The organism is Fictibacillus sp. 5RED26, from assembly GCF_015903895.1.
GTDB classification, from domain to species: Bacteria; Bacillota; Bacilli; order Bacillales; family Fictibacillaceae; genus Fictibacillus; species Fictibacillus phosphorivorans.
In genome coordinates, this window is record NZ_JACZDU010000001.1 from 1,038,675 (window position 1) to 1,060,322 (window position 21,648).

Annotated in this window: 18 protein-coding genes; 17 read left to right on the forward strand and 1 reads right to left on the reverse strand. The window is 41.1% G+C overall.

What is annotated here, in order from left to right; genetic code table 11:
• Window positions 1-2: 2 nt before the first annotated feature.
• Genes IHV10_RS05490 through IHV10_RS05530 form a run of 9 tightly spaced genes read left to right on the forward strand, consistent with a single transcriptional unit; the run spans window position 3 to window position 10,189 of the window.
• The gene (locus IHV10_RS05490; protein ID WP_197127667.1) at window positions 3-923 is read left to right on the forward strand and encodes an aspartate carbamoyltransferase catalytic subunit; all 921 of its coding nucleotides are present in this window, start codon (window positions 3-5) and stop codon (window positions 921-923) included.
• Window positions 898-2,190, forward strand: a complete 1,293-nt coding sequence (locus IHV10_RS05495) for a dihydroorotase (protein WP_197127668.1) — start codon at window positions 898-900, stop codon at window positions 2,188-2,190. The genes IHV10_RS05490 and IHV10_RS05495 overlap by 26 nt, the downstream gene beginning before the upstream one ends.
• Window positions 2,187-3,284, forward strand: coding sequence for a carbamoyl phosphate synthase small subunit (locus IHV10_RS05500; RefSeq protein ID WP_197127669.1), 1,098 nt, complete (start codon window positions 2,187-2,189; stop codon window positions 3,282-3,284). Before IHV10_RS05495 ends, IHV10_RS05500 begins: the two co-directional genes overlap by 4 nt.
• Window positions 3,277-6,483, forward strand: coding sequence for a carbamoyl-phosphate synthase large subunit (gene carB, locus IHV10_RS05505; RefSeq protein WP_197127670.1), 3,207 nt, complete (start codon window positions 3,277-3,279; stop codon window positions 6,481-6,483). Before IHV10_RS05500 ends, carB begins: the two co-directional genes overlap by 8 nt.
• Entirely contained in the window at window positions 6,480-7,250 is a 771-nt protein-coding gene (locus tag IHV10_RS05510; protein ID WP_197127671.1) for a dihydroorotate dehydrogenase electron transfer subunit, read from the forward strand. Before carB ends, IHV10_RS05510 begins: the two co-directional genes overlap by 4 nt.
• A complete protein-coding gene (locus tag IHV10_RS05515) occupies window positions 7,247-8,185 on the forward strand; it encodes a dihydroorotate dehydrogenase (protein ID WP_197127672.1) in 939 nt (312 codons plus the stop codon). Before IHV10_RS05510 ends, IHV10_RS05515 begins: the two co-directional genes overlap by 4 nt.
• Entirely contained in the window at window positions 8,158-8,892 is a 735-nt protein-coding gene (gene pyrF / locus IHV10_RS05520; RefSeq protein WP_197127673.1) for an orotidine-5'-phosphate decarboxylase, read from the forward strand. The genes IHV10_RS05515 and pyrF overlap by 28 nt, the downstream gene beginning before the upstream one ends.
• On the forward strand, window positions 8,861-9,499 hold the full coding sequence (gene pyrE, locus IHV10_RS05525; RefSeq protein ID WP_197127674.1) for an orotate phosphoribosyltransferase: 639 nt from the start codon (window positions 8,861-8,863) through the stop codon (window positions 9,497-9,499). The genes pyrF and pyrE overlap by 32 nt, the downstream gene beginning before the upstream one ends.
• 30 nt (window positions 9,500-9,529) lie before the next feature.
• Complete coding sequence (locus tag IHV10_RS05530; protein ID WP_231619469.1) at window positions 9,530-10,189, forward strand: class I SAM-dependent methyltransferase; 660 nt, start codon at window positions 9,530-9,532, stop codon at window positions 10,187-10,189.
• Window positions 10,190-10,545: 356 nt separating this feature from the next.
• Here IHV10_RS05530 and IHV10_RS05535 read toward each other — a convergent pair whose 3' ends face one another.
• Window positions 10,546-12,255: an Rqc2 family fibronectin-binding protein gene (locus IHV10_RS05535; RefSeq protein WP_197127676.1), complete on the reverse strand. Its 1,710-nt coding sequence runs from the start codon at window positions 12,253-12,255 to the stop codon at window positions 10,546-10,548.
• Between the two features lie 97 nt (window positions 12,256-12,352).
• On the opposite strand from IHV10_RS05535, the gene IHV10_RS05540 reads away from it, so the two are divergent.
• From IHV10_RS05540 to fmt, 8 genes are all read left to right on the forward strand, one after another.
• Window positions 12,353-15,025, forward strand: coding sequence for a calcium-translocating P-type ATPase, SERCA-type (locus tag IHV10_RS05540; protein ID WP_197127677.1), 2,673 nt, complete (start codon window positions 12,353-12,355; stop codon window positions 15,023-15,025).
• Between the two features lie 347 nt (window positions 15,026-15,372).
• Complete coding sequence (remA, locus tag IHV10_RS05545; protein ID WP_066240628.1) at window positions 15,373-15,630, forward strand: extracellular matrix/biofilm regulator RemA; 258 nt, start codon at window positions 15,373-15,375, stop codon at window positions 15,628-15,630.
• Window positions 15,631-15,645: 15 nt separating this feature from the next.
• Window positions 15,646-16,263 (forward strand): guanylate kinase, encoded by a 618-nt coding sequence (gmk, locus tag IHV10_RS05550; protein WP_197127678.1) that lies wholly within the window; start codon window positions 15,646-15,648, stop codon window positions 16,261-16,263.
• Complete coding sequence (gene rpoZ, locus IHV10_RS05555; RefSeq protein ID WP_197127679.1) at window positions 16,263-16,469, forward strand: DNA-directed RNA polymerase subunit omega; 207 nt, start codon at window positions 16,263-16,265, stop codon at window positions 16,467-16,469. Before gmk ends, rpoZ begins: the two co-directional genes overlap by 1 nt.
• Window positions 16,470-16,609: 140 nt before the next feature.
• Window positions 16,610-17,818: a bifunctional phosphopantothenoylcysteine decarboxylase/phosphopantothenate--cysteine ligase CoaBC gene (gene coaBC / locus IHV10_RS05560; RefSeq protein ID WP_197128216.1), complete on the forward strand. Its 1,209-nt coding sequence runs from the start codon at window positions 16,610-16,612 to the stop codon at window positions 17,816-17,818.
• A complete protein-coding gene (priA, locus tag IHV10_RS05565; RefSeq protein WP_197127680.1) occupies window positions 17,815-20,223 on the forward strand; it encodes a primosomal protein N' in 2,409 nt (802 codons plus the stop codon). Before coaBC ends, priA begins: the two co-directional genes overlap by 4 nt.
• A 19-nt stretch (window positions 20,224-20,242) precedes the next feature.
• Entirely contained in the window at window positions 20,243-20,716 is a 474-nt protein-coding gene (def, locus tag IHV10_RS05570; protein WP_197127681.1) for a peptide deformylase, read from the forward strand.
• A gap of 2 nt (window positions 20,717-20,718) precedes the next feature.
• Entirely contained in the window at window positions 20,719-21,648 is a 930-nt protein-coding gene (fmt, locus tag IHV10_RS05575) for a methionyl-tRNA formyltransferase (RefSeq protein WP_197127682.1), read from the forward strand.

The window sequence follows — 21,648 nt, forward strand, 5'->3', positions numbered from 1 at the left end:
GGATGAACCATTTACTAACAATGAATGAGTTATCGATTGAAGACATTCAATTCATAATGAGAAAAGCAGAAGCGTTTAAAAGCGGAAAGCAAGATGAGATCTTCAAGCAAAAGTTGATCGCGAATTTATTTTTTGAGCCAAGTACAAGAACAAGGTTCAGCTTTGAAGCTGCAGAACACAGACTTGGCATGAAACCTTTAAACGTGGAAGTGAACGGCTCCTCCGTGCAAAAAGGAGAGACGCTTTACGATACGTTACGAACGCTAGAGGAAATAGGCGTGGAAGCATTTGTTATCAGGCATCCTGAAGATCGCTATTTCGACGGCTTAGCTGAAAAAATAAATGTTCCGATCATCAATGCTGGTGATGGCTGTGGCAATCATCCGACTCAATCTTTGTTAGATCTAGTAACGATACAACAAGAATTTATTGTACTGCAGGGATTAACAGTTGTCATCGTAGGTGACATCCTACATAGCCGTGTGGCTCGGTCAAACGCTGAAGTCTTGCGGAAGATGGGAGCTAGAGTATTATTTTCAGGACCTGAAGAATGGTTTGTAGACGAATGGAAAGAAGACTTCATCCCAATTGATGAGGCAGTCGAACTAGCTGATGCACTTATGATGCTCAGAATTCAACACGAAAGACATAGCACTTCCATGAATCTCGCGAAAGAAGATTATCATCAGCAATATGGTTTAACGGTTGAAAGAGAAAAAAGGATGAAAGCACACAGCATTATCATGCACCCAGCTCCTGTAAATCGAGGCGTTGAAATCGCAGATGAACTTGTTGAGTGTGAACGCTCAAGAATATTTAAGCAAGTACAGAATGGTGTTTTTATTCGAATGGCGGTATTAAGATGGGCATTGAATACGAATCAGGAGGCTATTAACGATGAGCTACTTATTAAAAAACGCTAAGATCCTTGACGGAAACAACAATCTTATCCACAGAGATATCTTAATTGTAAATAACGAAATTCAAAAGGTAGAAAAAGATATAGCGATTGAGGATCATGAAGTACTTGATGTAGAAGGAAAATTAATAACACCAGGATTTGTAGATCTACATGTTCACTTAAGAGAGCCTGGTGGAGAACATAAAGAGACCATTGCAACAGGTACGAAAGCTGCAGTGAAAGGTGGATATACAACTCTTGCTGCGATGCCAAACACGCGACCAGTACCAGATAGCAGAGAAACATTAGAGCTTGTACAGAGTAAGATTAAAGACACGGCAAGCTGCAGAGTACTTCCTTACGCATCGATCACAACGAGACAGATCGGGAGTGAACTTACAGACTTTAAAACTCTTCTCGCAGGTGGCGCATTCGCTTTTACGGATGATGGTGTAGGAGTGCAGTCAGCTGGAATGATGCTTAGCGCGATGAAGGAGGCAAAACGCCATGGTGCTGTTATCGTAGCACATTGTGAAGACAATACGCTCCTTCCTAAAGGAGGCGCTTTCCACGAAGGTGAGTTTACGAAAAAAGAAAGTCTGCCTGGAATTCCATCCGTTAGTGAATCTGTGCACATCGCACGTGATGTATTACTCGCTGAAGCGGCAGATGCTAGATATCACGTTTGTCACGTGAGTACGAAAGAATCAGTTCGAGTCATTAGAGATGCGAAACGAGCAGGAATTAAAGTTACTGCAGAAGTCACGCCTCATCATTTGATTTTAAGCGATAAAGACATTAAGGCAAACGATACACACTATAAGATGAACCCACCTTTAAGAAGTGAGGCTGATCGAGAGGCATTAATAGAGGGACTTAAAGATGGCACGCTCGACTTTATCGCAACAGACCATGCTCCACATAGTGAAGAAGAGAAAGCACAGAATGTTGAACTTGCACCTTTTGGAATCGTAGGATTGGAAACAGCTTTTCCTCTTCTTTATACAGAGCTTGTTGTGAAAAAGAAACGATTCACACTGCAAGAACTTGTAGACAAGATGACGAAAAAGCCTTCTGAAAGCTTTAATCTGTCATATGGCAGACTTGAAGAAGGTTCACTTGCAGATCTTACAATCATCGATCTAGAAAAAGAAGAAACAATCAACGCTAACGATTTTGTATCTAAAGGGAAAAACACACCGTTTGACGGTTGGAGCTGTAAAGGGTGGCCGGTTGCAACCATTTTTAGTGGGAAACTTGTTTATCAACGAGAGGAGAGCTTAGTATGAAACGCTACTTAATTTTAGAGGATGGAACGATTTTTACCGGATTGGCTTTTGGTTCACAACGTGAATCAAGTGGTGAGGTAGTATTCACAACAAGTATGACAGGATATCAAGAAGTAATGACTGATCCTTCATACTGTGATCAAATTATCTGCTTTACGTATCCACTAGTGGGGAACTACGGAATCAACCGGTCAGATTATGAATCGATCCGTCCTGCAACGAGCGGGATCATTGTGAATGAACATGCTGAGTTTCCCAATCATCATGAAGGCATGCAGTCTTTAAGCAGCTGGCTGACAGCAAAAGATATTCCAGGTTTATATGGAATTGATACACGCAAACTCACAAGAAAAATTCGACAGCACGGAACCCTAAAAGGTAGAATGACAAACTCTATTGAAAATGCTGAAGAAGTGATAAAGAACTTGAATGCAGAAGAACGAATTACCAATCAAGTGACAAAAGTATCAACAAAAACGCCATATCACTTACCGAACAGCGGTTATCGAGTAGTGGTCGTAGATTTTGGAGTGAAAAGCGGAATGTTAAGGGAACTTTCTAGACGATTATGTGATGTGATCGTTGTTCCACATAACACATCTGCAGCTGATATTATCCGCCTTCAGCCTGATGGTGTACTTTTAAGCAACGGACCTGGAGATCCAAAAGATGTGCACTCAGGAATAACGATGATTCAAGAGCTTTTAAATCATAATATTCCAATCTTAGGAATCTGTTTAGGGCATCAGCTATTAGCTCTGGCAACAGGTGCTGATACCGAAAAGCTGAAGTTCGGACACCGAGGTTCTAACCATCCGGTAAAAGATCTTGAGACTGGTAAAATTGCGCTCACTTCACAAAACCATGGTTATGCAGTAACTGAAGCGTCTCTACAGAACTCAGAGCTCGTTCTAACACATATAGCGGTAAACGATGGAACAGTTGAAGGGTTAAAACATAAACTGAAGCCAGCGTTTTCTATTCAGTATCATCCAGAAGCATCACCAGGACCACAAGATTCGAATCCGATCTTTGATGATTTCATGAACATGATAAAAACAACGAAGAAAGAAGGTTTGATGCAATATGCCTAAACGACATGACATCCGAAAAATTTTAGTGATTGGTTCAGGACCAATCGTGATTGGACAAGCTGCAGAATTTGATTACGCTGGTACACAAGCTTGCCAAGCTTTAAAAGAAGAAGGATATGAAGTTGTTTTAGTAAACTCAAATCCTGCAACAATCATGACTGACCCTAATATGGCGGATAAAGTTTACATCGAACCATTAACTCTTGAATTTGTATCGCGCATCATACGTCAAGAACGTCCTGATGGACTGCTTGCTACGTTAGGTGGCCAGACGGGTTTGAATCTCGCCGTTGAACTTTTCAACTCAGGTGTCCTCGAGGAATACAACGTGGAACTGTTAGGAACAAAACTTCCTTCCATTCAGCAAGCGGAAGACCGAGATTTGTTCAGAGAACTTATGAGAGAGTTGAACGAGCCAGTTCCTGAGAGTGCAATCGTTCATAACATGGAAGAAGCTAGAGCATTCGTTAATGAGAACGGTTTTCCGGTAATCATTCGCCCAGCGTTTACACTTGGTGGAACGGGAGGCGGAATCGTAACAAATGAAGAAGAGTTCTTAGAGATTACGCCATCTGGGTTGCATGCGAGTCCTGTAGGTCAAGTATTGATCGAAAAGAGTATCGCAGGATTCAAAGAAGTCGAATATGAAGTGATGCGTGATAAGAATGACACGGCAATCGTTGTGTGTAACATGGAAAATATCGACCCGGTAGGAATTCATACAGGTGACTCAATCGTAGTAGCACCTAGCCAAACACTTACTGACAGAGACTATCAACTGTTACGAAACGCATCTTTAAGAATTATAAGAGCTCTAAAAATCGAAGGAGGCTGTAATGTACAGCTTGCTCTAGATCCTGACAGCTCTCAATATTATGTGATTGAAGTAAATCCGCGTGTAAGCCGCTCATCTGCTTTAGCTTCTAAAGCGACAGGATATCCGATCGCCAAATTAGCAGCAAAGATTGCAGTAGGATACACGCTAGATGAAATCAAAAATCCAGTGACGGGAACCACTTATGCATGTTTTGAGCCGGCACTTGATTATATCGTTTCGAAGATTCCAAGATGGCCGTTTGATAAGTTTGAAGGAGCGAACCGTAAGCTTGGAACACAGATGAAAGCGACCGGAGAGGTTATGGCGATCGGACGCAACTTTGAAGAGTCTCTTTTAAAAGCGGTACGATCTCTTGAAATTTCAGCTTTCCACCTTGATGTGAAAGAGAAAAACCTAACTGAATCTGAAGTGCAAGAAAAAATCTTGAGAGCAGATGATGAAAGGTTGTTCTACATCGCTGAAGCACTAAGAATGGGAATTACAGTAGAACAGATACATGAATGGACAAAGATTGATTATTTCTTCTTAGAAAAGCTCCATGGAATCATCCTTTTAGAGAAACGAGTAAAAGAGCGTAAGAAAGATGAAGTCATCTTAAAGAAAGCAAAAGAAAAAGGATTTAGCGATCGCTGGATTGCAGAAGCTTGGGAAATGGACGAGTATGAACTATATCAGTTCAGATTGAACGAGAGAATCAAGCCAGTCTTCAAAATGGTTGACACGTGTGCAGCAGAGTTTGAATCCGCTACACCTTATTATTATGGAACTTACGCAGAAGAAGATGAATCAATCATTACAGACAAAAAGAGTGTGGTCGTTCTTGGATCTGGTCCGATCAGAATCGGACAAGGCATTGAGTTTGATTATGCGACCGTGCATACGGTGTGGGCGATTCAAGAAGCAGGGTATGAAGCGATCATCATCAATAACAATCCAGAAACGGTTTCTACCGACTTTAGCATGTCAGATAAACTTTATTTCGAACCGTTAACAGTAGAAGATGTAATGCATGTGATCGATCATGAAAAGCCTGAAGGCGTTATCGTTCAATTCGGTGGACAAACAGCGATCAATCTCTCAGAAGAGCTTGAGAGAAGAGGGATTAAGATCCTCGGGACATCCCTAGATAGCATGGACCTAGCTGAGGATAGAGAGCGCTTTGAACAAGTGATGAAACAGCTTGAAATTCCGCAGCCAGCTGGAAAAACGGCGTTCTCTGTTAAGGATGCCGTGGCAATCGCTAACTCAATCGGATATCCTGTACTCGTTCGTCCTTCATACGTGCTTGGCGGAAGAGCAATGGAGATCGTGTACCAAGAAAGCGAGCTTCTTCAGTATATGGAGAACGCTGCTAGAGTGAATCCTGAACATCCAGTATTAGTCGATCGATATCTTGAAGGAAAAGAGATCGAAGTAGACGCGATCTCAGACGGGAAAGATGTTTTCATCCCAGGAATGATGGAGCATATAGAGCGTGCAGGTGTTCACTCTGGAGATTCTATCGCAGTCTATCCTCCGCAAACTTTGCCTGAAGAGATCAAGCAGAAGATCATTGACAGAACGATTTCAATCGCAAAAGGTTTAAAGATCATCGGACTTTTGAACATCCAGTTCGTTTGGCATAAGAATGAAGTGTATGTACTTGAAGTGAATCCACGCTCAAGCCGTACAGTGCCATTTTTAAGTAAGATAACAGGTGTACCGATGGCTAACGTCGCTACAAAAGTCATACTAGGTGCGAATCTAGTTAGTCAAGGCTATGAAACAGGTTATCAGAAGGAAACAGATGAAGTCTCGGTTAAGGTTCCTGTGTTCTCGTTCGCAAAACTGCGTCGTGTGGATACGTATTTAGGGCCTGAGATGAAATCAACTGGAGAAGTAATGGGAAGAGATAAGAATCTTCAAAAAGCACTATACAAAGGCTTGATCGCATCGGGTATGAAAATTCCAACGCACGGAACTGTACTCTTTACAGTAGCAGATAAAGACAAAGAAGAAGCACTTGAGATGGTAAAGAGATTTTACGAGATCGGTTACACGATCATGGCAACGGAAGGAACAGCGAGCATTATTGAACAAGAAGGAATCCCAGTCAATGTCGTTGGCAAGATCGGATCAGAAGGGAGAAATCTTCTAGATGTTATTCGTAAAGACGAAGCACAGTTTGTCGTTAACACGTTAACAAAAGGGAAGATACCTGCGAGAGATGGATTCCGCATTCGAAGAGAATGCGCAGAGAACGGAGTCGTATGTTTGACAAACTTAGATACTTCAGTCGCTCTATTAGAAGTACTTGAGTCCATCTCGTTCTCAGCACATGCACTTTCAGCATTCACAAAAAAAGACAAGGTGCTCGTATGAAGAAGCACTTGTTGAACATTACATCAAATATAGAGATCGCTAGAAATATATTTGAGATGAAATTGACTGGCCCTGGTGTAGGCAGCATGACTACACCTGGTCAGTTTCTCCATGTCTCTGTAGGAAATCAATCTTCAAAACTATTGCGCCGCCCACTTTCGATCTGCGATGTAGATTTAGAGAGAAAAGAAGTAACACTTTTGTACAGAGCACAAGGTGAAGGTACAAAACAGCTCAGTCACAAACATGAAGGTGAAGTTGTAGATGTATTAGGTCCGCTTGGTAACGGGTTTGAACTTGCTGAAATGGATAAAAACAAACATGCACTGCTCATCGGGGGAGGGATTGGTGTACCACCTCTATACTACCTTGGTAAGCATCTTAAGAAAAAAGGAATAGAAGTAACATTTATTCTAGGTTATCAATCGATTGAAGACAGCTTTTACATCGAAAAGTTCAAAGAAATCGGAGAAACCATCGTGACTACTGTTGATGGATCTCTTGGAATAAAAGGCTTTGTGACAGACGCGATGATGAACGTTGTTGAAAATGAACCTGTCATCTATTCTGTTGGACCGGCGATTATGCTAAAAGCAGTAGAAGAGAGAGCGGTTGGTCTTCGGGGATATCTTTCATTAGAAGAACGAATGGGCTGTGGGATTGGCGCTTGTTTTGCCTGTGTATGTCCAACCGAAACGAGAGAATCAGGATATGTAAAGATCTGCAGTGATGGACCGGTATTTAAGATGGGGGAGGTTGTACTATGAGTAGGCTGCATGTTTCATTGCCAGGATTAAATATGAAAAACCCTATTCTTCCTGCATCAGGCTGTTTTGGATTCGGAAAAGAATATGCTAAGTGGTATGACCTAAGTGTACTAGGTGGTATTACGATTAAAGCTGCTACTCTAGAGGGACGTTTCGGCAATCCTACCCCTCGAGTAGCTGAAACAGAAAGCGGAATGTTAAACGCTATCGGCCTTCAAAACCCAGGTGTATTGAAAATTTTAGAAAATGAAGTTCCGGCTTTGGAGCCTTATAACATACCGATACTAGCTAATATTGCAGGATCTACTGAAGAAGAGTATATCGAAGTGACAAGGCAGATCTCATCCTCGCCTCAAGTGTCTGCTGTAGAGCTAAATATATCGTGTCCGAACGTGAAAGAAGGCGGGATCCAGTTTGGTACTCACTACAAATCTGCGGCAGATCTGACAAGAAAAGTGAAAGCCGTATCAAAAAAACCAGTATATGTGAAGCTCTCGCCCAATGTCTCAAACATCGTAGAGATGGCACAGGCAGTCGAAGAAGCGGGCGCTGATGGTCTTTCGATGATCAATACACTAGTTGGAATGAAATTAGATTGGAGAACGGGTAATCCGATATTGGCAAATAAGACGGGTGGACTTTCAGGACCCGCAATAAAACCTGTCGCTATCCGGATGATCTATGAAGTAAGCCAAAAGATATCACTACCGATTATCGGTATGGGTGGAGTAAGCACAGCTGAAGATGTTCTTGAGATGATGTCTGCTGGTGCATCTGCTGTTGCAGTCGGTACAGCAAACTTTGTGAATCCATACGTTTGTCCTGAGATCATAGAGCAACTTCCAAAGCTGCTAGATGAGATTGGCGTAGAAAATATTAGTGAGATGACAGGAAGGAGTACAAAGCAATGGAAAACCCCGTTATCATCGCGTTAGATTTTAAGAATGCCGATCAAGCCAAATCCTTTTTATCAAGCTTTGAAGGACAATCTCCTTATGTAAAGGTAGGTATGGAGCTTTTTTATGCGGAAGGACCTCCTTTTATTAAATGGTTAAAAGAAAAAAACTTTCGCATCTTCTTGGATTTAAAACTACATGACATACCAACAACTGTTCATAAAGCCATGAAGGTCCTCGGTGGACTGAACATTGACATGGTGAATGTTCATGCAGCAGGTGGAACTCATATGATGAGAGCTGCTAAAGAAGGTCTACTAGCAGCTGGTGCTCATCATACAAAATTAATTGCCGTTACACAGCTTACAAGTACAACAGAAAAAGTATTAAACGAAGAGCTCTTAATCAAGAATGTTGATATGAAAGAGTGTGTAGCTCATTATGCAGAACTTGCTAAAAAGGCAGGATTAGATGGTGTCGTTTGCTCCGTGCAAGAAGCTATGAAGATCAAGGATGTTTGTGGAAAGAACTTTTTGACTGTTACTCCAGGCATTCGTCCGAGCGGCTCTGATACACATGACCAAGCTCGAGTTGCGACACCAAGAGAAGCTTCGTTAAAAGGCTCAGATTATATGGTGATCGGCAGAAGTATCACACAATCAGAAACACCCGTTACAACTTATTCTGAAATATTAAATGAATGGAGAGATAGTCATGAAAACAACAACTTCCCAACATTTGCTTAACATTGAAGCCGTAACTCTGTCACCAGAAAATCCATACACGTGGTCCTCTGGGATGAAGTCTCCCATTTATTGTGATAACCGGTTGATTATTGCATATCCTGAGATTCGTAAACAAGTAGCTGGAGAACTTTCAGCGTTAATAGAGAAGCATTACCCAGAAGCCGATCTTATCGCCGGAACGGCAACAGCAGGTATTCCTCACGCGGCATTTGTAGCTGATCAGATGGAATTACCGATGTGTTACGTAAGATCTAGTGCGAAAGCTCATGGGAAAACGAATCAGATCGAAGGATTAACGAATAAAAGTAAGAAGGCAGTAGTGGTTGAAGATCTTATCTCAACTGGCAAAAGCTCTATTCAATCCGTACTAGCTCTTCGAGAAGCAGGGATCGAAGTGCTCGGTGTTGTAGCCATTTTTAGTTATGGTCTGCAAAAGGCAGATGTAGAACTCGGTGAGTTGGATATTTCTTTTCAAACCGTAACAAACTTTAGTACATTAATAGAGGAAGCACAAGAAAGCGGAAAGATAAATGAACAAGGGCTTTCTTTATTAAAAGAATGGCAACAAGACCCAGAACACTGGGGAGCTGCCTCTTTTTCCAAATAGTTTCTTAAGGAGATTAACATTTTGAGAAAAATGAATGGTGAAGAATTTGATGAGCTTGTTTCCTTTTTTGATAGTATGGCAAGGACTACATGGCTTAAGAAAGTTCATGATCATTTAAAAGAAGTAACAGGGTCATGGAGTGAAAAAGACGTTCTAGATGTGGGATGCGGAACGGGAAGATTACTGTTGCGTGGAGCAGAGGAAGCGAGTAAATTGGTCGGTGTTGATCTGTCTTCAGAGATGGTCAAGGCTAGTATTCAGCAGTTCTTTTATCATGAATTAAGTGGTAAAAGTGAGTTTATTGTTGCTGATGCAGAGAATCTTCCGTTTTCAGATCATTCGTTTGATCTAGCTTTATCCACTTGTGTGATGTTTTTATTGCCAGATCCAGCTAAAGGTATCAGTGAGGTTCATCGCGTTCTAAAAGATGATGGTCAAATCGTCATGTTGAACCCGAGTGGAAAAATGAGTCAAGAAAACGCTGCTTCTTTCGCAAAGGAAAACGATATCTCTGGGTTCGAACGAACAGCACTCTTAAAATGGTCTAACGTAAGTACGAGAAGACATCGCTATTCAACAGATGAAATGACAGAATTACTACACAACCTGCATTTTACAGATGTGCAACATCAAGAAGTATTAGGTGGCCTTGCGATTATCAGCAAAGCAAAAAAAGCGCAGAACAGCTAAATTCAAGCTGCTCTGCGTTTTTTAATTGGTGCTTAAGGAAGCAGCCTTTAGTATCTTTGAAATTGCCCTATACAGGTGCAACAAGAGGGAAAACGTATGATTTAAGAGCCTTAAAGGACCTTTAAAAATAAGAATCTGTCCAATTGAGTGGGGAATCTGTCCAATTGCTTATATAATCTGTCCGATTGGGGCCACAATCTGTCCAATCTTGAATTTAATCTGTCCAATTCAGCAATTAATCTGTCCAATCTTTTATTCTGAAATATGCTAGGTGGCTCAACGCACGCCACTCACAAAGCGAGCATCCTGTAGCGTAGGTCAATACCTTCTAATTCTACAAAGCATTACAAGATTGCTTACTTCTTTAACCGAAAAACCAGATCTTCATCAGGTGTCACGAAAAGCGTCTGCTGATTGTCATAAATAACAAATCCAGGCTTTGCGCCGTTAGGCTTCTTCACATGTTTTACTAACGTAAAGTCAACAGGAACCGAACTCGAATTTTTTGCTTTGCTGAAAAATCCTGCCAAAACAGCTGCTTCTTTAATAGCTGTTTCACTTGGGCTAGACGAGCGTATCAAAACATGAGAACCTGGAATATCCTTCGTATGAAGCCATGTCTCATTTGCTCTCGATAACTTAAAGGTTAGATAGTCGTTCTGTTTATTGTTCTTACCGACTAAAATTTCTGTTCCGTCCGTAGATGTGAATTTTTCAGGCTGAGGCGTCTTGTTTTGTTTTTTCTTGTTCTTACTTTGTCTATGTTTTAAATAACCGCCTTCACCGAGTTCTTCTCTGATTTCTTCAACATCCTTCATGGATGCTGAATCCATCTGGACGATCAGACGCTCAAAATACAGCAATTCATTTTTAGCTTTCTCTATCTGATCTTTAATAATAGAAACCGACTTTTTTAGTTTCCCATATTTTTTAAAGTAGCTTTGGGCGTTATCTGCAGGTGACTTAAGAGGATCGAGTGTAATTTTCACCAGTGGCTGATCCTCAGTGAAGTAATCCTCTACCTCAACTTCTTTATCTCCCTTTTTCGCCAAATACATATAAGCGGTGAGAAGCTCGCCTTTTCGTTGATACTCCTCGGCATTATGCGTTTGTTGAAGTTCTTTTTCGAGTTTTCCTATTTTTTTCTTAATCTTTTCGTATTCGTTCGAAAGATATTTTTCAAGATCGTTTGCTTGTTGTTTAATGCGGTCACGATCGGCTTTTCCGTAAAAATAACGATCGAGCATTTGGCTAACCGTATCAAAGGATCGACTTTCCCCTGAAACATGATGTAGTGGCAGAACTGAAAAATACTCTTTCTTGTCGTTTGTGATCATTTGAGGTTCATATTCTTGATTTGATAACTGCATCATCACACTAAAAAAGGCGTCCGCAACTTCGTTTTTAACCGATAGTCCGGATCTATGCACGATTTCTTTTGCGATCAAGGGAGAGAACCCGCTGAATCTGGTTACAAGTTGTTTATCCAATTTACCTTCGTTCCAAGAAATCTTAGAAACAAATTCATCTGCATTGGTTACTGTAAAAGGATCTGTTTTTTCTTGTGCTGGAGGCATGATGTACTCAAAACCTGGAAGGATAGTACGATGGCGATTCTGAAAGCTAGGAATGTGCTTGATGCTGTCAACGATCTTCTTTGATTTTTCGTCGACTAAAATGATGTTGCTGTGTCTTCCCATGATTTCGATATAAAGTACTTTGGTCGTTTCGTCGCCGATTTCATCTCTATTCTTCACGGTAATCGTTATAATTCTCTCCAAATCAAGCTGTTCTATTTTTTCAATAAAAGCGCCTTCTAAATGCTTTCTGAGAAGCATACAGAACATTGGAGGAGTATCTGGATTCTCATACGTATGTTCAGTTAGATGTACTCTTGCGAAAGAAGGATTTGCAGATAATAACAGTTTATGATTTTTTCCATTTGCACGGATTGTAAAAACAAGATCTGTTTTATGTGGCTGATAAACCTTAGATATTCGTCCTGAAGTAAGTGTGTTTTGTAGTTCAGTTGTTATGGCACGTGTCATTATTCCATCAAAGCTCATGTTATGTTCACCTCTTATTTCTGATTCATAGTATAGCATTTTTGCGGACATGCCTGCATATAAATGCTATTAACTAATCTTATCAGAGGTGGAAGCTATGAATTGGTACCAGCTGCCGCAAGACGAAATTGAATCCATTCTTAACAGCAGGATGGAGAGTGGGCTCTCAAAAAGCGAGCAAGAACGAAGGTTAAAGTTAGATGGACCGAACCAACTTGAAGAAGGAAAGAAGCAGTCTGCCATTTTAATGTTCCTTGCACAATTTAAAGACTTTATGGTCCTTGTCCTCTTAGCGGCTACTTTGTTATCCGGTTTCTTAGGAGAATATCTAGACGCGATCGCAATCATTTTAATCGTAGTGATGAACGGAGTTCTTGGGTTTATCCAAGAGAGAAAAGCAGAGAAATCCTTAGCGTCACTAAAAGAATTATCTGCTCCCAGTGCCCAGGTTTTAAGAGAAGGCAAGTGGGTTTCTATTGCTGCGAAAGATGTCGTAACGGGTGATGTTATAAAAGTTAAAAGTGGCGATCGAGTAGGAGCAGATATTAGACTTTTAAAAACATCAGGATTGCAGATCGAGGAATCAGCACTCACAGGAGAATCTGTTCCTGCCCAAAAACATAACAACCTGATTTCTGCTGAAGACCTAAACCTTGGTGATCAGGAGAACATGGCGTTCATGGGCACAATGGTCACAAGAGGAACCGGACAAGGTATCGTCGTAGGGACAGGCATGAAAACGGAGATGGGCAAGATCGCACATCTCATTCAAACTGCTGAAAACATTGCAACACCTCTTCAGATGAAACTTGAACAGCTTGGGAAAATTTTGATCGCTCTTGCGTTGCTTTTAACTGTCTTAGTAGTTTTAGCAGGTGTTATGCAAGGACATGACCTCTACAGCATGATTTTAGCAGGTGTGTCTTTAGCTGTTGCGGCCATTCCAGAAGGACTTCCAGCGATCGTTACGATTGCACTCGCGCTAGGTGTTCAAAAAATGATTCGAAAACGAGCGATCGTAAGAAAGTTACCGTCTGTTGAAACATTAGGCTGTGCAACGGTCATCTGTTCTGATAAAACGGGAACACTTACTCAAAATAAGATGACGGTTACACGGGTTTGGTCTCAAGGCAGACAGTGGAGTGTTAATGAAGAGGGTTTTGAAATCGTAGGCGGCGGGATTCAAGAAAACAATAAGAGAGAAGATAAGCTCACAGAAGTTTTGGCATATGCGGCACTTTGTAACAATGCCACGATAGAAGAAGGCAAGAAGGGCACTTTGTTAGAAGTTGGTGATCCAACAGAAACGGCGTTATTAGTCAGTGCTTACAAAGCGGGAATCACGAAAGAATCATTAAGGGAACAATTTACGATTCAGCATGAGTTTCCTTTTGACTCTACCCGTAAAATGATGAGTGTTGTTGTACGCGATACTGAAGGAAATCACATGCTAGTAGTAAAAGGAGCACCAGACGTATTACTCGAGAAAAGTGATTATATTGTGTGGGATGATAAAAAACAATTGATCAAACAAGCACATAAAGAAAGAATAAAAGAAGCCATCTATGCACTCGGCAGTCAAGCACTGCGGACCATTGCGGTTGCGATTCGTCCTTTAAAAGAAGGAGAGCACTACTCACAAGCTTCTTTTGCAGAAAGAAGTCTAACGTTTATTGGATTACAGGGAATGATGGATCCACCTCGTCCTGAAGTTGAAGAAAGTATCAGAGATTGTCAGACTGCTGGTATCAAAACCGTAATGATTACGGGAGACCATGTTGTAACTGCAGCAAGTATCGCAAAAAAACTAAACATGTTACCTAACGGTGGAAGAGTGATGGAAGGTGCTGAGCTCGCTCAATTAAGTGACGATGAATTGGACAAAGTTTCAGAAGATGTGTACGTATACGCGCGAGTTTCTCCAGAGCACAAGTTGAAAATCGTAAAGTCTCTTCAGCGAAGAGGCCATGTTGTTGCGATGACAGGTGACGGAGTAAATGACGCGCCAGCCATTAAGTCAGCAAATATTGGTATTGCGATGGGGATAACAGGAACAGACGTTGCGAAGGAAGCTTCCTCTCTTGTGCTTGGTGATGACAACTTTGCTACGATTCGTTCAGCGATTGAAGAAGGAAGAAACATCTATGAAAATATTAGAAAGTTTATTCGTTATCTTCTAGCATCCAATGTAGGTGAGATCTTAGTTATGCTTTTTGCGATGATCATGGGTCTACCCCTTCCATTAGTTCCGATTCAGATTCTTTGGGTGAACTTAGTGACAGATGGTTTGCCTGCAATGGCATTAGGTGTTGACCAGGCAGAAGAAGACGTTATGAGAAGAAAACCAAGGCAAGCGAAAGAAGGAGTGTTCTCCAGAGGGCTAGGATGGAAGATCGTTTCAAGGGGATTCTTGATCGGTGGGGCGACAATACTTGCTTTCTGGGTTACCTTAAAAGAAAATCCAGATCAACTGATCGTCGCGCAATCCGTAGCTTTTGCAACACTTGTTATGGCACAGTTGATCCACGTGTTTGATTGCAGAAGTGAGCGCTCTGTTTTCCATAGAAATCCGTTTCAGAATGGTTACCTAGTCCTGGCTGTTATTTCATCTATTCTGTTATTGCTAGTGGTCATGTACGTAGAACCATTGCAAAATATTTTCCATACGGTGCCGCTCTCCATGAGACAATGGCTGCTCGTTCTTGGCATGGCTTCTATTCCAACATTTGCTCTAGCAGGCTTTCAGTTATTTAAAAAAGAGGCAAGATAAACAAATAAAGCTGGTTCCCGTATGTTTGGGTACCAGCTTCTATTATTTTTAGCAAGACAAGAGGTATATGCGCTCGTCCAGCGACTGTGAAACACGCTTGACGAACGTTCTAGACTTTTATGAGCAATTCTAAACCTCTGCCCAAAATTCAAAGCTGAACATGGTCGAAGATCTCGCTAGCAACTTTTTTACGCTATTTCCTTAAAAATAGGGAAATTAGTTTAGATTTCAGGATTTATGTGCTAAAATATAAGAACATGTGTACAGTTTTTCACAATATCGTACAATTAGCGTATGACCCGTTATTCCATTTGGCTAGAATAGTAGCAGGTTAGGGGCGTTTAGAGATGAAATTAATTAATATTGGGTACGGAAATATTGTTGCTGCTCACCGAATTATTGCGGTAGTCAGTCCTGAATCTGCACCGATAAAACGATTAATCACGGTAGCACGAGAGAAAAACATGCTGATTGATGCTACATATGGCCGCAGAACGCGAGCGGTTGTTGTGACTGACAGTGATCATGTTATCTTGTCAGCTGTTCAGCCTGAAACAGTAGCTCACAGACTGATGTCGGTTGATGAGGGCTCAGAAGAAAGTTAGGTTGTGGAGGTTTTTATGGAAAAAGAAAGAGGCATTCTGTTTGTTCTTTCCGGTCCGTCAGGTGTTGGAAAAGGAACTGTGTGTAAAGCGCTTCGTGAACAAAAGCTGGACATTCAATATTCCGTTTCAGCAACGACAAGAAAGCCGCGTGAAGGCGAACGGCATGGGGTAGAATACTTCTTTAAAACAAAAGAAGAGTTCCTTAATATGATTGAAAATAAACAGCTGCTCGAATGGGCAGAATATGTTGGCAACTATTATGGGACACCGATTGAATATGTGAATAGTACGCTTGACGAAGGAAAAGATGTTATTCTAGAGATCGAAGTACAAGGTGCACTTCAAGTGAAAAACATATTTCCAGAAGGTGTTTTCATCTTTTTAACACCGCCAAGTCTGGACGAATTAAGAAGTCGTATTGTTGGACGCGGTACAGAGACAGAAGATTTGATCAACAACCGCATGTCCGTAGCCAAGGAAGAAATTGAACTCATGAGACATTATGATTATTCTGTAGTGAATGATGAGATCGAAGCTGCTTGCAATCGAATCAAAGCAATCATTACCACGGAGCATTGCCGCGTGGATCGAGTTCGTCCAAAATACGAAAAAATTTTAGGAGATGACCAATAATGCTATATCCATCCATCGATTCTCTTATGGAAAAGATTGATTCAAAATACTCACTAGTTACTCTTAGCTCAAAGCGCGCTAGAGAAATTCAACAATATGATAATCAGCAGATCGCAAAACCTGTATCACACAAGTTTGTCGGTAAAGCACTTGAAGAAATTCAATCCGGTGTACTAATGAAAGTCGGAGAAACACCAGAAGATTAATAGAACAGCGAAAAAATATACAACCTTGACTAAAGGTTGTTATTTTTTTGTTTTGAATAGATTTCAATCGATTTTTTAATACATATAAATGCTGTAAAATAGAGTTAGCATGTATAAGTCAAGAGCGGCGGAAGGGGTTTATTATGGAAAAGAAGAGAATATTGCTTGCTGTTTCAGGCGGAATAGCTGCATATAAGGCGGCAACAGTAGCAAGCAGATTATATCAAAACGGATTCGAAGTAAAAGTGATCCTGACTCATTCTGCACAAAAGTTCATCACACCACTTACCTTTCAAACGCTGACAAGAGAAGAAGTTTATACAGATACGTTTGAAGAAAAAAATCCTGCAGTTGTTAGTCATATTGACCTTGCAGACTGGGCGGATCTTGTTTTGATCGCACCGGCGACTGCAAACTCTATCGGCAAACTTGCTAACGGAATTGCAGATGACATGCTCACAACAACACTGCTCGCTACAAAAGCTGACGTACTGATCGCACCTGCAATGAATGTAAATATGTTCAATCATCCTGCAGTTAAGAAGAACATGGAAACGTTAGCTTCATTCGGTTGGCGTTTCATAGAACCGAACGAAGGACTTTTAGCATGTGGATGGATCGGTAAAGGAAGACTTGCTGAACCTGAAGAATTGATAGAATCTGTTCATGCTTATTTTAATGAGAATCAGGATGGAGATAAGCCGTTAGCTGGGAAGAAAATACTTGTAACAGCTGGTCCAACTAGAGAGGAACTGGATCCTGTTCGTTACTTTACAAACCACTCTTCAGGCAAGATGGGATATGCGATTGCATCAGTTGCAAAGAAACTAGGTGCAGATGTGACTCTTGTTACAGGACCAACCGCATTACCAGAACCTCAAGGCATTACTATTGAAAAAATCGTTTCCACTAAAGATATGTTTGAAGCAACAATGTCTCGTTTTCATGAACAAGATGTTGTTATTAAATGTGCAGCGGTTGCAGATTATACACCCGTCACGGTTCATTCAAAGAAATTTAAGAAGAAAAACGATCTTTGGACGATCGAGATGAAAAAGACGATTGATATCCTGCAGTCTCTTGGTGAGAAAAAAGAACATCAAGTTTTAGTTGGATTTGCGGCAGAGACAGAAAATCTTGAGAACTACGCAAAAGATAAGATGATTCGAAAAAACCTAGATATGGTTGTAGGGAATGATGTATCAAAAGAAGGATCAGGTTTTGGGAGCGACACGAACGAGATCATGATGATAAAAAAAGATGGAACTAAGAAGGTACTGCCGATTCTGTCAAAGGAAGATGCAGCACATGAAATATTAGTAGAAGTTATGGAATTGATGAAAAGATGATCGCGGCAGTCGTAGTTGATGTTCCTTCAGGAAGTGTAAACAAAACTTTTGACTATAAAATTCCAGCAGTTTGGGAAGGTTGGGCTGAACCTGGGATGCGTGTTATCGTTCCGTTTGGGCCGAGAAAGCTTCAAGGTTTTATCTTAGAGATAAAATCAACTTCTACGGTAAAAGGAATGAAAAATATAACGGAGATTCTGGACCCATTGCCTGTGTTAACGTCCGAACTGATCGAGTTAGGAAGGTGGCTGGCTGAGAATACACTTAGTTTTTACATTACGGCTTATCAAGCCATGTTGCCAGCTGCAATGAAAGCTACTTATGAAAAGTCATTTCAAGTGATGAGATCTGATAAACTACCTGATTCGATACGTCCCCTTCTTTCAGTCAACAACGAGATTCAAGTAAGTGATGTGACAAAATCAAATTCTGATCTGTTACCACTCTTGCAGTCTTTGGCCAAAGAAGGAATTCTAGATGTTGTTTATAAAGTGAAAAATAAAGCGAATAAAAAGAAGCAAAAATTCGTTTCTGTTACAGACCGGGCTTTAGCAGAAGAACTGATTCGAAATTTAAATAAGAATGCTGAGAAACAAAAGGCGATTCTTCTAGAACTCTTACATCGGCCAGATGGAGAATACGTGTTGCAGGAAATTTTAAAAGAAACAGGAGCTACTCTCTCAACAGCACAAACACTATCTAAAAAAGGTATTCTACTTATAGAAGAAAAAGAGATCTATCGTGATCCGTTCCAAGGTCGTACGATGAAACGAACACAGCCTCTTGCATTAACAGAAAATCAAGAAAGTGCGATCAAACCGATTCTGCATTCTATCGAGAACAATATACACGAAACGGTACTTCTCCATGGTGTCACAGGAAGCGGGAAAACAGAGATCTATCTGCAGTCCATCCAAAATGTATTGGATAAAGGAAAAGAAGCTATCGTACTCGTACCTGAGATCTCGCTCACCCCGCAGATGGTAAACCGCTTTAAAGGTCGTTTCGGTAGTGCAGTTGCGGTACTTCATAGTGGATTATCGATAGGAGAAAAATATGATGAATGGCGAAAGATTCTTAGAAAAGAAGTTTCGGTCGTTGTAGGAGCGCGTTCCGCGATCTTCGCTCCGTTCCAAAACTTAGGAATCGTCATTATAGATGAGGAGCACGAAACAAGTTATAAACAAGAAGATCACCCGCGCTATCATGCACGAGATGTGGCGATATGGAGAGGAAACTATCATTCGTGTCCAATCGTCCTTGGAAGTGCGACACCGGCACTTGAGACATATGCAAGAGCGCAAAAAGGAAGGTATCAATTAGCAGAGCTAGCTAACCGCGTACATGCTAATCCGATGCCAGAAGTCACCATAGTAGATATGAGAGAGGAACTGAAGAACGGGAACCGCTCTATGTTTTCCCTTGCTCTGATGGACAAGCTGAAGAACGGACTTCAAAAAGGAGAACAGTCGGTATTGTTCTTGAACAGAAGAGGCTATGCTTCTTTTATTCTTTGCAGAGATTGTGGCTATGTAGCACAATGTCCTCACTGTGACATTTCTTTAACCTACCATAAGCGTTTTGGTGAATTAAAATGCCACTATTGCGGTTATAAAGAGAGTACACCTTCTGTTTGTCCGAGTTGTACTTCCGAACATATCCGTTTTTTTGGAACTGGTACACAGAAAGTTGAAGAAGAACTTGCTAAAGTTCTTCCTGAAGCACGTGTGATTCGTATGGACGTTGATACGACTTCAAAAAAAGGCAGTCACGAAAAGCTCTTAACGGCATTTGAAAACGGTGAAGCTGATATCCTGCTCGGTACACAGATGATCGCAAAAGGGCTGGATTTTCCTAAAGTAACATTGGTAGGTGTTTTGGCTGCTGATACGATGCTTCATCTGCCAGACTTTAGAGCTTCAGAAAAAACCTTCCAGCTTCTCACACAAGTGAGTGGCCGTGCAGGCAGACACGAACTTGAGGGAAAGGTTATTGTACAAGGATACGATACTCAGCATTACAGCATTCAATTAGCATCCAAGCACGATTTTCACTCCTTTTACAATCAAGAGATGCAAACGCGAAAACTTCACCAATATCCACCCTTTTATTATTTAGGTTTGTTAACGTTCAGTCATCTCGATCTCATGCAAGTGGTTGAAGCGAGCGAGAAAGCAGCAACCTACCTATCGAAGAGGTTATCACCGGATAGTCTGCTTCTTGGACCTGTAACTTCACCCATTGCACGTGTGAAGGATAGATATCGCTATCAGGTCATGATAAAATACAAAAATGAGCCGGAGCTAAGAACCTGGTTTGAAGAGATTATTGCTCATTTCCAAAACGATAAAGAGAATAAAGATCTTCAGATAACGGGTGATTTAAACGCCCAAACACTTATGTAGCTAGTTAAGGAGATACAAAATGACCATTCTTAAAATTGTAGAACATCCACATCCAGTGTTAGAAACAGAATGTGAACCAGTTAAAACATTCGATAAAAATTTAAAAACGTTAGTTAAAGATATGTTCGAGACGATGTATGAGGCAGAAGGAGTTGGACTCGCTGCACCTCAGGTTGGCATTGCAGAACAGATCGCAGTTGTAGATATCGGTGATGACACAGGTCAGCTAGTTCTGATCAACCCGGTTATAAAAAAAGCTTCTGGGAGCCAAAGTGGGCCAGAAGGCTGTTTAAGTTTCCCGGGATTATTTGGTGAAGTTGAACGTCCTTTTGAAGTTATCGTTACAGCTTACGACGTAAACGGAAAAGAGTTTACATTAAAAGCAAGTGATTTTCTTGCTCGTGCCATCCAACATGAAATCGATCATCTGCATGGTATCTTGTTCACATCAAAAGTAATCGAATATTACGAGACGGAAGAACTGGAGGGATAAACATGAAAGTATTATTTATGGGAACACCTGATTTTTCCGTACCCGTTCTTCGTCAGCTCGTTGAAGATGGCAACGATGTCGTTGGTGTTGTCACACAACCTGACAAGCCAGTTGGCAGAAAAAAAGAGATCAAGCAGACTCCAGTTAAAGAGGAAGCTTTAAAACATGGAATTTCTGTGTATCAGCCTATTAAACTGCGAGAAGACTATGAAGACATCATCGCTCTTCAACCAGACTTAATTGTCACAGCAGCCTATGGACAGATTTTACCAAAAGCGATTCTTGAAACACCTCAGCATGGATGTATCAATGTTCATGCATCATTGCTTCCGAAGTATCGTGGAGGTGCTCCAATCCATAAAAGTATCATGGACGGAAACGCCAAGACCGGGATCACGATCATGTATATGGTTGAAAAATTAGATGCAGGTGATATACTTACCCAAGTTGAAGTTGAAATCGAAGAAAATGATCATGTTGGTTCGATGCACGATAAGTTGAGTGCAGCCGGTGCAAAGTTATTGTCTGAAACCATTCCTCAACTAGTTGAAGGAAAACTAACCCCTGTGCCACAAGTGGCTGAGGAAGTTACATTTGCATGGAACATCACGCGAGATCAAGAGAAGATCGATTGGACATTGTCAGGTGAAGAAATTTATAACCACATTCGTGGGCTACACCCATGGCCGGTTGCTTATACGTATTTGAACGGACAGCCACTTAAAGTATGGTGGGGTGAAAAGAAAGAAACAAGTACTGATGGTGAGCCTGGGACTGTAATCGGTGTTCACGAAAAAGGTCTTCAGGTCGCAACAGGAAACAAAACAAGCATTATCATTACAGATTTGCAGCCCTCTGGAAAAAAGAGAATGTTAGCAAGTGATTATCTTAAAGGAGCAAGCGTTTCAAAAGGCTTGAGATTAGGTGAGTAG